The sequence below is a fragment of the Bremerella volcania genome (genome assembly GCF_007748115.1).
Taxonomy (GTDB): Bacteria; Planctomycetota; Planctomycetia; order Pirellulales; family Pirellulaceae; genus Bremerella; species Bremerella volcania.
In genome coordinates this window covers 2,958,898-2,973,409 of sequence record NZ_CP036289.1, presented here as the reverse complement: position 1 = coordinate 2,973,409, position 14,512 = coordinate 2,958,898, and the positions used below count along the sequence as shown (strand labels likewise).

Below are 14,512 nucleotides of genomic sequence, written 5' to 3'. Positions count from 1 at the left end.
CCAGGGGAAGAACGACCCGTCGGAATATCGCTGCGTACACGTACCTATGATTTCAACTATATTGGAAGGCAGCCCACCACTATTCGATCCCGCCAATGCCTGGAACCTGCCCATGATCACGGTTGGACCTACAACTGCTCGACCTCTACTTGCTAAACGAATGCTCTTTCCATGGGCGGTTTCTTTCGTTCTCGTAGTGACCGGCGCGTGCCGCCTGTCGCTGGCCGAGCAACTAACGTCACCCAATGGACGCATTCAGGTTCACGTCGATCTCAAGGAAGTCGACCAGAAGAGCCAGCTGAACTACTCAGTGAAGTTGGACGGTGACGTCTTGGTGGATGACAGCACGATCACCTTCGTGCGAAACGACCATGCGGTCATTGGCGACCACTTGAGGCTCTTACAAACCACGAAAGTGTCGAGCATTCGTAACACGTGGAAGCCGGTGTATGGCGAGCGGTCCGAGATCGCCGACAACTACAACTTCCAGTTGTTCCAGTGCGAAGATACGAAAGCCAAGTGTGCGCTGCACGTGGAAGTCCGCTGCTACGACCAGGGGGTCGGTTTCCGAATGCTAGTCGGTGATGGCAAGCCGATTACGCTGGTGGAAGAGCGAACCGAGTTTCGCTTCCCAGGCGCCCCCTGGGCCTGGCGTACCAATGCCGCCCAAGGCGAATACGAGAAAGTGCGGCTGGTCGAACTGGGTGCCAACGTCGAAAGGCCACTCACGATTCAGATTGGCGCGTATCGCTACGCCGCGGTCGCCGAAGCAGGTGCGATCAACTATCCGATGATGCGTTTGAAGTCGGTCACCGGTGATCGGCCGACCGTCATGAGCCAACTACAAAGCGAAGTCACCTCCGGCACGTTCGTGCGAACGCCGTGGCGCGTCATTTTGATTGGCAACACGCCTGGCGACCTCCTGGAAAACAACGATCTGATCCTCAATTTGAATGAGCCGTGCGCGATCGAAGACACGAGTTGGATCAAGCCCGGCAAGGTGCTGCGCGAGATCAGTCTGACCAACGACGGAGCCAAGGCCGCCATCGACTTCGCGGTCGCCAATAACTTTCAATACGTGGAGTTCGACGCCGGTTGGTATGGCTACGAATACGACGATGCTTCCGACGCAACGACCGTCACCCTAGACCCAAGACGTTCGGCCGGGCCGCTCGATCTACAAGAGATGGTCAAGTATGCCCATGAGCGAGACATCGGCATCATCGTCTACGTCAATCGTAGGGCGCTCGAGAAACAACTCGACGAAATCCTGCCGCTCTACAAGAGTTGGGGAATCGCCGGCGTGAAGTACGGATTTGTGAACACCGGTTCGCAGAAGTGGACTTCATGGCTGCATGAGGCCGTGCGCAAGGCCGCCGAGCACCAATTAATGGTCGACATCCACGACGAATACCGCCCCGTCGGTTACTCGCGAACGTATCCCAACCTGATGACGCAAGAAGGAGTCCGGGGAGACGAGGCGAAGCCATCGACCAGCATGGCCGTCACAACGCTCTTCACCCGAAACCTGGCCGGTGCGGCGGATCACACCATCTGCTACTTCGACCCGCGCGTTGATCAGTTATGGACGCATGGTCAGCAGTTGGCCAAGGCCGTGTGCACCTATTCGCCATGGCAATTCCTGTATTGGTACGACACGCCACTAACTCAACAGCAAGACGGTAAGTCCTCGCGAAGCCGTATTGTCGATTCGCCTGAGTTGGAATTCTTCCAGCAGGTTCCGACCGTCTGGGACGAGACCAAGGTCATCCATGGCGAAATCGGCGAGTACGCCGTGATCGCTCGTCGCAGTGGCGATGTGTGGTTCGTGGGCGCGATGAACGCCAACCAGAAGCGTGAATTGGGCCTGCCGCTGACGTTCCTTTCGCCGGACGCGAAGTACCAGGCCCGCCGCTATCGAGACGACCCCAACATGGAGACCAAGACCAAGGTGCGCATCGAGAACCTGACCGTTGACGCCACAACCAAGCTGACACTCACTCTGCTGCCCAACAGTGGCGAAGCCATCCGGATTGCTCCTATTAAGCGGTAGCCATCTTTCCCAATAGCAGCGCAACACAATGCTGTTTAAAGACTTGCGACGCCCTGAAAATCTAGTGAATTTATAGCGATTTTACCGATTGCTCAGTTCTCAGCGGTTATCCATTGGGCTAAAATCTTGGCGTTTGCTATCCACCCGAAGAGGGTGGCGGCCCCCATCACACAGCAGGTCCTCGCAATTAGTTCCCCATACCGAGCCACGATGCCGAGTTTCGCTCTGGGCGGGGGAGTTGGAAGATACATCTTGATTCGCCGCACGATTACCCAAGCTCTCCGCCGTACAACAAACACTGTTCTGAAAAGCCTGCCGGCCATCAAGCCAGTGAAGTCGAGAAACTCGAAGTTTCGCGCTCGCTCGTTGCGGCTGGAAACGATGGAAACCCGGGTCATGCTGGCCAACAACCTGGTAGCCGACTTCAATACCGATCCGGTTGAGTACGAACTGCACGAGGTGCTTGAATTCCAGAACAAACTCTTCTTCGTCGGGTCGGATCGCAACGGAACCTATTGGAATGCCAAGCTGCGCTACTATGATCCCGTCACGGGAGAAATCACGCATGTGGCACGTCTGGAAGGTACTGGCTATACGGGCAATGCCCCCAAACCGGGTGAAATGACCGTCATCGGAGACCAGTTCTTCTTTCGTAGCCATGTCGATGGGGGAAGTCAGCTATGGCGCTACGATTCCAACGCCAATGACGGAGCCGGCGGCGCTTCGATGGTCGAGGACTTTGGTGATCCTGGTTTTGATTCGTATCCCACCTTCTTAACCGTCTTGGATGGCAAGCTCTATTTTCAAGCCTATACCAGCGAAACGGGAACTGAGTTGTGGGTTTTGGATCCGCAGGCCATCGGGACGGAGAATCAAACCAAGCTGGTCGCCGACCTGGTCCCGGGCAGTGGATCTTCCTCTCCGAGTCATCTGACGGTATTCGACGGGAAGCTCTTCTTTCAGGCGAACGATGGAGAGTCCGGTGCGGAGCTTTGGGTGTATGACCCTCAAGCCGATAATGGTGCCGGGAGTGTCTCTTTATTCGCCGACATCGCGCCCGATCACCAGTCTTCTTCGCCGCAAGAGATGGCGGTTCTCAATGGTATTCTCTACTTCCAGGCGACCACGCTCGCGGAAGGGGCCGAGCTATGGCAATACAACCCGGCTCCCGAAGAAGGGGAGGTAGAAGTCACCATGATCGCCGACATTTATGACGGCTACGGGAGTTCGGCACCGACCCAGTTAACCGTCGCCGGCGGCAAGCTCTATTTCCGGGCCACCGATTACTATCACGGTACGGAGCTCTTTGTCTATGATCCCGAACAAGGAGTCAGCGTGGCGGCCGACATTGGATCGGGAGACTACGGTTCCGATCCAGAATACCTGACCGAGTTAGGTGGGCTGCTCTATTTCCAACCGACCCGCGGAGGCGGGGGAGTGGACGTCCGGGTCATCGACCCAGCCACCGGTGAGATGCAGCTGATAAGCGTGCCCAATGGTTCCCGTACGCCGGAGAACTTCGGCGTATTTGATGGGAAGCTCGTTTTCAATTCAGGAGCCGAGCCCTACTATCGCACCGACGTCTATATCTACGATCCCCAAGATGAAAGCCTATCGATCCTGTACGATCCCGTTCGCACGGGCGAGTCGGCAATTTGGGGAATCGTCGAAGTTGATGGCGTTGTCTATGGGGGCGTTGTGACAGATGCCGAAGCCAAGGAGCTTTGGAAATTCGATCCTTCGGCCAACGGCGGCCAAGGAGAAGCCTCGGTGGCGGCACGTATCCCGGGGTCGAATGTCGGGTACTATCCTGCCGAACTGACGGCGTTCAACGGAGACGTCTATTTCCGTACGACCACCGGACCGTCGTTTTCGCTCACGCTTTACCGCTACGACCCAGACACCAACGGACCGACGCAAGATGCCGAACTCGTCTTCAGCATTCCGGTGACTTACCCCAGTCCGTTGACCTTCCAATTTATGCCTGCGGACGATCGGCTTTACTTTGTAATGAATGATCGTATGCATGGGGAAGAGATTTGGGAGTTGATTCCGCAAGAAGAGGGACAACCACCCATCGTTCGCATGGTGGCCGATCTGGCCCCCGGGATGGCCTCGCTTGATCCGGAACCACGATTTGTCCACGACGGGAAGCTTTATTTCGTCGCCCATCGAGGCGTTCCGGGGCTGTGGCAGTATGATCCGACCGCGAACGATGGCCAAGGAGAAGCGAAGCTTGTCGACGACCTGGCCGAGTATGACGTCACAGGCATTACCGAGCTCAACGATCGCTTCTATTTCGGACACGACAAGCAGCTTTGGGAGTACGATCCGACCTCGACCGACCAGCCGAACACGCCTCGCTCGCTTGGCTACATGGGCAGCGACCCGGTGCTGCCCGACGACTTTGTTGCGCTGGGCGAGAAGGTGTACTTTATCTCCGACCAGAAACGTCTGTGGGAGTTCACACCCAATGCCCCCGCAGGAGAAGCCAACTTACAGGCGATCGTAGGCCCCGGAGTTAACAGCCGTGGCTACAGCTACTATCTGACAACCAATCTCGTCGCGAATTATGGACGGCTCTACTTCGGCTACGCCCCGGAGACTGCATTAGATTACGAATTGTGGGAGTACTACCCCGAAGACACCGGCGGTGACGGCCAGTTACGGCAAGCCAGCAACATTCAATCCGACCTGGGTGCGTCTCCTTCCGACTTGATGGTCATCGACGGCGATGTCTATTTCGCAGCCTACCACGAAGATGTCGGCCGCGAACTGTTTGTGTATTCGTTCAATCCGGAGCCGGTCGTCGGTAATGACACCTACGAGACCGACGAGGACGTCGAACTGGTGATCGACACCACCTCGCTGCTGGACAACGACTTCGACTACAACAGCGAAGACTTTTCTGCAAGTTACCGTACAGGGCCGGCCCACGGGCAGGTGACCATCAATCCCGATGGCACGCTCCGCTACGTGCCCAACCCCCATTATCATGGCACCGACTACTTCACCTACTTTGTAACCGATGGGGAAGGGGCTACCTCGTTCGGCGAGGTCTTCCTCACGATTCATTCCCAACAAGACCCAGCCACGATCGGCGGCGTCTTGACGTACACAACCCACGAAGACGAGACCCTGCCGATCAGCGCCAATCTGATCGTCAACGATGTCGACGAGGGCGAGGCGTTTGTTCAACCTGTTACCGACCAAAGCGGCACGTACGGCACCTTTAGCATCGACACGTTGGGCCAATGGACCTATCAGCTGAATCCGGCAGACGTACAAACGCTTCGGGCCGGCGACGCGGCCGAAGACTCGTTTGACGTTATCTCTTACGACGGCTTGACCACGGAAACGGTAACGATCACGATCGATGGCCTTAACGACGTCGCGATCCTGGGTGGAACCTCGACCGGTTCGACGTTCGAGGAGTCGACTGATGACGTGACGGGAACGCTTTCGATCGATGATCCCGACCAAGGCGAGTCGCTCTTCACGGCTCGCACCAGCGTGCCAGGAACCTACGGAACGTTCAGCGTCACGGAGCAAGGAAGTTGGACTTTCCAGCTCGACAATCAGGCCGCGCAGCATCTTGGGCAGGGGGAGAGCTTTCAAGAAACCTTTACGGTCACTTCGGTCGATCAGGCAGCTTCCATCGACGTTCGTATCACCATCTCGGGCGAAAATGATTTGCCCTCCAGTATGGTTCATGCCGTCGAGGGCTTTCGCATCGAACAGCAGCTTATTCATATTCCGATCTCTGCCAGCGACATCGACCAGAATAATACGCAGTTTACCCATGCCTATCGAGTCGTTCGCATTGCCGACCAGCAAGTGGTCGACTCGGGAAATGTTGTCGATGTCGATGAACTCACCGTGACGATTCCCGCCGCCGGCCAGTACCGGATCGAGCTGACCACCACCGATAGCCACGGGGGGCAAACGACTTCCCAGCGAGAATTTTCCGTCGGGCCGCAGTCGACCGTCGCTCTGAGCATCTCGCGCGATCAGCAGGCCGAACCAGGCACTATCAGCGCTACGCCAGAGACCGGTCTCAGCTTCCACGAGTGGGAAGAAGCTGCCGGACATCTTTGGTTTACCTTGCAAGAAGGTTTGCCCAATCAGCCGTTTGACTTCACGTTTGAGCTTAGCAAGAGCGGCTCCTGGTTGGGCGATCCCCAGGTGTTGGCTCATCTGGGATCAGAGCTTCAGTGGACCTCGGACGAAAACGTCTTCACCGGAACTCTCTCGGAGCTCGACCTGACAGGCTACCAGGTTGGCGATCGGGTTTTGCTGGCGACGCTGTTGCTGCCGAAGGATCTGCAAAATGCGGTCGGCCTGCCAATGGATGGCCAAGGAGCTTACCCGCAAGCCACTATGCAGACCGGCATTTCGCTCACTGGTGCTCACGCCGATCTGCTGCATCCATTCGCAATTCAAACGTCGGACAACGCCGAGTTTCGACCCGTCATCTACGATGCCAGCGACGATGGCCGAGTCGGCATTGCCGACTTCGCCCAGTTCATCAGAAATTACGGCCGAAACGCCGATCAAGATTCGCCGGACGCCTATCGCTTCGACTACGATGTCAACGGCAAGGTTGGCCTGAGCGACTTTGCGCTGTTCATCCAGCATTATGGGATTCAGAAGTCTGGCGATCGACCGATCAACATGCCGGTCTTCAACACGCCGCAGCCACCGGCCGAGACGCAATCGCTACTCGAGAGCGAACCGCTATTCCAATCGGCCGAATTGCTTACAAGTCCCACGGAAACCTTCATCATGCCGATCGCCGATCCGTTCGATGATGGACAGTCCGCAACGACCAGCCACAGCGACTTGCCAGCGTCAAACGAAGTTCCCAAAGACGCGCCGCTGGAGGTGTCTACCCATCTTGACGCTCGCCTTATCGATGCCGTCTTCCAATCGGAGGAGCATGCCCCAGCGTACGACTCGTCGCCATGGGATGAAGAACTCCTTGGACTGATCACGTCCGAAGATTTGGAAGACTCACTCTTCTGATTCCTTCGCGCCCGCTTTCACACGGCGATGCGCCCCGGCGAAGAACGTTTTGTGCACATTCAGCAGTCGGGCAAGCTCCGTGACTGGCTGCTGATGATCGTCGACGCGCAGGTCGATGTAACGATCGTTCCCCCCGTAGCCGGCACCTTGTCGATAGACCATCAAGGCAGCCGACTGCTTGCCGCGTCGGTCTCCTCCGGCGTCGTCACCGGCAATCAAAGCAGCCATCAACCAGTCGGCCAGTTCTCCATCCCCTTGCTCACGCGCCTCGCGATATTTGGCTGCCATGTCCTGAAGCACCTTTTCGCCGGCCAGCAAATTTCCTTGGACGGTGAAGTGCTCGCCCACGATATGCCCGGCCCATGCATTGCACTTCTCACCGGTGAAGCTCGCCGCTCTTCCCTGAGCGTCGACGATGCCAAGCTGGCGAATGGCCCGGCCTTCGTCGGCGCTGGTCAAAACACGCACGACTTCTTCGGCTGACTTATCCTTCAGTAGTTCCAAGCCATCGGGTCCGTACGCCGTATTGGCCGCCGATTGGGTGGCGATCGCACCTCGTCCGGCTTTACCCCAGGGCACAATACAGCCCACGCCAAGCACCTTGCTGGCAACCGCAATTCCAAGATCACCGGTCTCGGGATCATACGCCACGATCGAAAAAGTGTTGACTTCAGGTATCGATCCCTCCGCGGCAGTAGCTGCGGGTTGATTCTTCCTGGCCTGGGTAACGAAAACTATTCCAGTCATCATAAGTGGAATGGCGATGACGGAAATGATCTTGAGAGCATGCATAGCAGCGCGTCCATCGAGTTTAGGGATTGCCTCGGGGTTACCTTCAACTCGGCCAAGTGCTTTTGGCGAATTCGCTTTGAGAAGGTCTGTTTACTCTAACTCTTCCAGGTTCATACCGGTAGTTTCGATTCGCATCATCCATGTAACCAAGGCACCCAGAATCGACGTCACGACTAAGATGTAGAGCAGATAACGGACGCCAATATCCGCTAACAGGATTGGAAAGAGGAAAGCCGTTAGCACCGCGCCGATTTTGGCAAATGATGCAGCAAAACCAGCCCCTTTACCGCGAACCTTCGTGGGAAAGACTTCACCGGCGATTAAGTAGGTCTGCGCATTGGGACCAAGATTGGTCATGAAGCTGAAGACCATAAAGCCCGCGAAAATCAGATAAAGCAGCATCAGACCGGTAAATTCAACGGACAGCGATGCCAGGAACAGTCCGATGGCACAGCCGATGAAACCGAAGACCTGCAGCTTGATGCGACCGACACGATCCGCCAACAGGACGGCCGCGATGATTCCGAAGATCAGCAGGACATCGATCACTGCCGCCCCTTTCGCGGCAATCATATCGTTCTGCACGAGATCCGAAATGGCCGTCGCGTGCTCCTTTTTATGCCCCACCGCGGCTGCCAAGATGGTCGGAGTGAATATTCCGATTCCGTATGTCCCAAGATCTTGCAGGAACCACGGGACCGACGCCAGCACCGTTGCGCGGCGGGTTTTCTCGGAGAAGAGTTCGCGGTAGCCGGTACCTTCGTTGGACGTTGCCGTATCGTCCTTATGGCTTCCTTCTCCCAAGTCAATTTCACTGGGATACTGCGGTTGTCGACTGAGCAGGCGTAACATCACCTGCTCAGCTTGGTCGTTCTCCCCTCTGGCAAACAACCAGTGAGCACTCTCGGTAATTGTCAGCCGTGCCAGCGTCACCAACACGGCCGGAATGATAGCCGACGCATACATCCAGCGCCAGGCGCTTAAGCTGGGGTTTTCGTACAAAATGAAGAAACCAACACCGGCTCCCATTAGCGCTCCGATCGCCTGAAAACCAAAAGCCCCCAAGACGAATTGACCGCGACAATTGCTCGGCATGCTTTCAGAAATCACCAAGTGAGCCGTTGGGTAGTCACACCCCAGTGCCAGACCCAGGCCAAAAAGGCAAAAAACGAGCGTCGGAAAGTTTGGGCTCAGTGTTACGCCCACCAGAAAGATGGTGAAGATCGCCATCTCGATGATGAACATGGGCTTTCGACCGAAGCGATCGGATAGCCCACCCAACGCGGTGGCGCCAATCAAAATACCCAACAGCGATGCGGCACCAACGATTCCATGCGCGGCAGGCCCAAGCGAAAACTCCTTCGCTAAGAGGGGCAAAGCCACACCAGTCGTAAAGACAACCAATCCTTCAAAGAACTTACCAGCCGCCGCGAGCGACCAGATTCGCCACTGCATCGGCGTCATCGGTGTCGAGGCCGTCTTCGTTCCGTCAGACCAAACCGGCGTTTCATCGATATACTGCTGGACCGACTTGTTGCCGTTATCAGTGGAAACAACCGGCTGGCTTTCCATAATGTCGTTCCTCAAGAATCCGGCTCCGTCCGTCGTTCCTACCGGCCTGCTCATGAAACTTCCGGCGTCGATCTGTGAACTGTATCAACTTGTTTCCGGATCACAAGTGGAAACCGGCAAGACCGTCATTAAGCTCTTGTTAGATTCTGACGAATCACCGCCATGCCGCTTCTACCGATCGCTTTCGGAAGGCGGTCCAACAAAAGACCGTAGAACCCCTAAATACTACTGGAAAACGCTGCCCGCAACTTGGATATTATGAGAACCACCAAAGGTTGGGAAATTAGTCCGCAATGCAAACAACTTCCACATGAAAACCTTTACCGAAATCTTGCAAGCCGCCGGGCGGGGAGACGACCGGGCATCGGATGAATTGCTTCCCCTGGTCTACGACGAATTGCGTCGATTGGCGGCTTATCACCTCGCTCATGAAAGCCCAGGGCAAACACTTCAGCCGACTGCTTTGGTACATGAAGCCTACATGCGTCTCACCGGTGGTGATCAAACACAAGTTTGGGAGGGACGTCGACATTTCTTCGCGGCCGCGGCGATTTCGATTCGACGCATCCTCGTCGACAACTCGCGCAGAAAACGCAGCCAGAAACGGGGAGGCAATTTCACCCGGCAGGAACTCGTCGACGAACAGATTTGCGTCTTGCCGGAACCAGTAGAAGATTTGCTGGCCCTCGACGAGGCACTCGATAAGCTGCAAACCGAACATCCCGATGCCGCCCAGTTGGTACAACTCCTTTATTTCTCAGGATTACAGCGAACCGAGGCTGCCGAGATTCTGGAGATCTCGCCGCGGACCGCGGACCGTCTGTGGACGTTTGCCCGGGCATGGCTAAGACGCGAGATGTCTCCTCACGAAGATATATCAAAATAATTCCGCAGAATTTTGGCAACCTCGACACGCCGTTTTCGCATGAGTCTTTAGGAAGCATTCGTACGCAAGGTTAACGATCAAAGACATCGAGCTTTATGGCTGAGCTGAACGAAAAATCAGTGTTCCTAGCTGCACTCGAAATTGCTGATGGTTGCGAGCGTGCTGCCTATTTAAACAAAGCGTGCGGCGGAGATTCTCTCTTTCGCAAACGCATCGAAGCCCTTCTCGTCGAGCACCAACGATCCGGGCAATTTCTTGAGGTGCCGGTGCTCGAGCAAATGGCCGCCGGGCAAGATTCCGCTGAAAGCGAGCTAACCATCACAACGCAAGGAGCCGGCGATCAGCCTGACCCCATCGATTTCTCATTTCTGGAACCATCGGACAAGCCTGACTCGATGGGCAAAATCGGGCATTACGAGATTCGCGAAATGATTGGCCGGGGCGGCTGTGGCATCGTCCTCAAAGCGTTCGATACCAAACTGGAGCGAATCGTCGCCATCAAGGTCATGTATCCTGAACTGGCAGCGACTTCGCCGGCTCGCAAACGTTTCTTGCGCGAAGCGAGGGCCACCGCCGCAATTCGACACAAGAATGTCGTCAGCATTTACGCGGTCGAAGAGCAGCCACTTCCTTACCTGGTGATGGAATTGATCGACGGCCCCACCTTGCAGCAAAAAATCAATGCCATCGGACCTTTGGAACTGATCGACGTTTTGGAAATTGGTCAGCAAGCCGCGGCCGGACTGGCTGCCGCCCACGCCAAAGGGCTCATTCATCGCGACGTCAAGCCTGCCAACATTCTGCTGGAAGGAAACACCAACGAAGTCAAGCTCACCGATTTCGGCCTGGCGAGATCAGCCGACGATGCCAGTATCACGCAAAGCGGGATCATATCAGGCACCCCACTCTACATGTCGCCCGAGCAAGCGCAAGGGCTGGAGATGGACGAGCGTAGCGATCTGTTCAGCCTCGGCAGTGTACTGTACGTCATGTCGAGCGGACGCCCGCCATTTCGCGCCAAGGCCACGCTGGCCGTGCTTCGAAGAGTTGTCGAAGACCAGCCGCGACCGATCCAGCAGATCATCCCCGAAGTGCCGGACTGGCTGGTCACGATCGTTGACATTCTTCTTGCCAAAGAACCGGATCGACGCTTCGAGTCGGCGCAGGAAGTTGCCAGACTGCTGCAATCTTGCCACGATGCCGTCATTCATCATCAGTCGGTTCAACTTCCAGCCGACGTCCTGCGAAAAGCCATCCCCAAGTCGCAGACAACCAGCGTTCGTCCCGTTCAAGTGAGGCGCAGACTTGTTTTGGCTGGCGGATTCGTTGCCTTGATTGCGATCGTCGCACTTGCGCTATCCCACGGCAAGGGACGATCGTCACTGTCTCTGGTAAGCAATCCCCAAACGACGCCACCCAAGTTATTAGCTCCCCCGTCTGAGAACACTACAAAAGAGACCATTTCGCCGAAAGAAGAACCGGCCGCCGATAGCAAAGCCGAACAGCCGGAATCGCGGCCCGCATACACCGATCGCTCGGCGGAGCTTGCTGGCGCGGGGGCATGGGTCAACGATGGAGAAGAATTCGTGCAGGCCAAGCCTGAGCCGGCAGCCATTTACTTTGGTGACCCCGATTGGACCGACTACGATGTTTCCGTCGAAATGAAGACGCTTTCCAGAGACCCACGCAGCCAAGGGGGCTCTTTGTTTGTGCGAGCGGTGAATGATCGCAATCGGTATTCGTTCACGCCTGGAAACTACTACGGCCAGGGGACCGATCTTGCGTATCGATTCAATGGCCAGTTTCAACGGGACAATACTTACCAGCCTGGACCGTACGAAAACAACCGCTGGTATCTTCTGCGTGCGGAAGTCCGTGGAAGATCGATCCGAGTATGGCTCGATGACAAGCTGATGTTTCAGACGGACAACAAACAATTGCCGAAAGGTCGCATCGGCCTGGCAACCTGGAACTCGATGGTCCGTTGGCGCAACCTGATCGTGACCGATCCCGACGGAAAGCTGCTCTGGAAAGGGTTTCCAGAAGTAGACACAACCACAGTGAGTGACTTGGACCTGATTGCCACCGAAACCTGGCAGCCGTAGCTTCGCACTGAGGAAGCGTTCGACCGTGTGCTCGCAGCGTCTCCGCCACTCTACGAATCCGAGGGAGCCTATGCGAAGTACATCGACGGTGTCACCGAGCTCCATGCCAAGAACCTCTTCTTCACCGACATCATCGCCAAAGACGCAATCATTCGGGCCAAGATTCGTAAGATTGAGGGGTCGTGGGGAGGATTCTACTTGCGTTCAAACAAGGATCACATCGCTCTCTACTCGGTCACTGATCGCCAGTTCCATATCTGGGCCCACGATGGGGAGCAGCACATGCGATTGGCCGAGATCACCGTAGATGACGAAAAGTCGGACTTCTTTGAACTCGCTTTCGCGACGATCGGCGAAACACTGTCGGCCTATGTCGATGGCAAAAAGATTTATGAGGGACAAGACGAGCGCGCAACCGATTTCGCCGGCATGCCGGCAATTCGTGCGAGCTTCTCACCCCCACGATCGACTTTTCAATTCAAAGATGTCGAGATCATGGTTCTGGATCCGCCGTTGACCGAGCAAGAACAAGAACAGTTGACGGCGATGCAGTGGGCATGTCGAAACGGCGCCAAAATGAACGGCTACATCAATGATAAGTTCGTGGCCTTTGATCGCACGAAGCTTCCAGTTGCCGTTCCTACCAACGGCATAATGGATTTCGATATGCGTGAGATGACCAACGTTTCCGTGGAAAACGTCGCCAAGCTTAATCGTCTACCCAACGTCCATCGCGTCTTCAATGCACCGCCTGGTGCGGACGATTTTTTACTACAGCAGCTGATACAAACGCCTGGCATCAATTTCGCGCCCCACCTTGATATTCGAGATTCCCTGGTTACCGACGAATTCTTCGAACATCTGCGCGACATGCCTAATCTTTACGGAGTCTGCTTCAACAATACGCAGGTGTCATCGAAAGCGCTCAATCACCTGTTGAATCTGAAAAACAAAGGAATCATGGCGGAGAACTGCCTGAACATCGATGACCATGCCTGCGAGATTCTCGCCACGCGTTCGCGGTGGCTCTGGCTGACACTCTCCGGGACGTCCATTACCGACCAAGGCCTGGAAAAGCTCTCGGCCTGCAGTGGGCTCGGTTCGGTGGACGTCCGTAGGTGCAATGTTACGGAAACGGCAATTCAAAGGCTCTCCGAAGCACTCCCCACGCTGGAGATCATCTGGGACGGTGGCAGAGTGGGTCCGAAGTCGAAGCCTGTCGCAACGTATAAGAATGCACGCGGAATGCAGTTTGCGCTGATCCCTCGCGGCAAAGCCTGGCTCGGTGGTGGCGACGGCAAGCCAGGCACGACCGAGGTCGTCTTTACCGAAGATTTCTATCTCGGCACAACCGAGGTCACCCAAGAGCAGTGGCACTCCGTCATGGGGCGCAACCCGAGCTACTTTCAGCATCGTTCGGCTCAAAACAGACACAACGAAACGATTGACGAAAAGCTCAAGGGCCTGGCTTACGAGGACCTGAAAAAGCTTCCGGTGGAAATGATCTCTTGGGAAGAAATTCAGCGATTCATGGCCAAGCTGAACTCGGAACTGAACGAGGAAGGCTGGACCTATCGCCTCCCCACCGAAGCAGAATGGGAATACGCCTGCCGCAACGGCCCCATGACCACCCAGGCCGAGTCCGCGTTCAGCTACTACTTTGCCGAAGGAACCAACCGCTTGGAGATGGACCAAGCCAACGTAGGCAATCGCCTGGGTCGCACCGATATCGTTGCCAGTTATCAGCCCAACAAACTAGGCCTGTACGACATGCACGGCAATCTGTACGAGTGGTGTCACGACACGGTCGCCGACAAGAACGGCCAAATCCGCCACCCCGTCCGAGGCGGCGGTTTCTTCCAAGGCCCCGACCAAAACAAAACCACCAAACGCAACCTCGACCCCCCAGACTTCCGAAACTTCCTAAGCGGCTTCCGCATAGCGCGCGTGCGAAACAGCCAGGTCGTAGAAGCCCACAATGAACCGATCAACAATAAGTAGGCCAGGCAGGACTTGAACCCGCGACCAAGGGATTATGAGTCCCCTGCTCTAACCAACTGAGCTACTGGCCCAAAGCGT

At 56.0% G+C, this 14,512-nt stretch carries 7 protein-coding genes and 1 tRNA gene; 5 read left to right on the top strand and 3 right to left on the bottom strand.

What is annotated here, in order from left to right; all coding sequences use genetic code 11:
* Positions 1-112: 112 nt before the first annotated feature.
* On the top strand, positions 113-2,053 hold the full coding sequence (locus tag Pan97_RS12180; protein WP_165698721.1) for a glycoside hydrolase family 97 protein: 1,941 nt from the start codon (positions 113-115) through the stop codon (positions 2,051-2,053).
* Positions 2,054-2,263: 210 nt separating this feature from the next.
* Entirely contained in the window at positions 2,264-7,078 is a 4,815-nt protein-coding gene (locus Pan97_RS12175; protein ID WP_144972889.1) for a VCBS domain-containing protein, read from the top strand.
* Here Pan97_RS12175 and Pan97_RS12170 read toward each other — a convergent pair.
* Positions 7,067-7,870: a DUF1028 domain-containing protein gene (locus tag Pan97_RS12170; protein ID WP_196782372.1), complete on the bottom strand. Its 804-nt coding sequence runs from the start codon at positions 7,868-7,870 to the stop codon at positions 7,067-7,069. The genes Pan97_RS12175 and Pan97_RS12170 overlap by 12 nt on opposite strands.
* Before the next feature lie 90 nt (positions 7,871-7,960).
* Positions 7,961-9,457: an MFS transporter gene (locus Pan97_RS12165; RefSeq protein WP_206668926.1), complete on the bottom strand. Its 1,497-nt coding sequence runs from the start codon at positions 9,455-9,457 to the stop codon at positions 7,961-7,963.
* Positions 9,458-9,752: 295 nt separating this feature from the next.
* Between Pan97_RS12165 and Pan97_RS12160 the strand changes: the two genes are divergently transcribed.
* The 3 genes from Pan97_RS12160 to Pan97_RS12150 all read left to right on the top strand — a co-directional run bounded on the left by Pan97_RS12160 (position 9,753) and on the right by Pan97_RS12150 (position 14,434).
* The gene (locus Pan97_RS12160; RefSeq protein ID WP_144972887.1) at positions 9,753-10,328 is read left to right on the top strand and encodes a sigma-70 family RNA polymerase sigma factor; all 576 of its coding nucleotides are present in this window, start codon (positions 9,753-9,755) and stop codon (positions 10,326-10,328) included.
* A gap of 119 nt (positions 10,329-10,447) precedes the next feature.
* Complete coding sequence (locus tag Pan97_RS12155) at positions 10,448-12,433, top strand: protein kinase domain-containing protein (RefSeq protein WP_144972885.1); 1,986 nt, start codon at positions 10,448-10,450, stop codon at positions 12,431-12,433.
* 27 nt (positions 12,434-12,460) lie between these two features.
* The gene (locus Pan97_RS12150) at positions 12,461-14,434 is read left to right on the top strand and encodes a formylglycine-generating enzyme family protein (protein ID WP_144972883.1); all 1,974 of its coding nucleotides are present in this window, start codon (positions 12,461-12,463) and stop codon (positions 14,432-14,434) included.
* Here the strand turns inward: Pan97_RS12150 and Pan97_RS12145 are convergent.
* Positions 14,432-14,505: transfer RNA gene (locus Pan97_RS12145), tRNA-Ile, on the bottom strand. The two genes, Pan97_RS12150 and Pan97_RS12145, sit on opposite strands and share 3 nt — an antisense overlap.
* Positions 14,506-14,512: the final 7 nt, after the last annotated feature.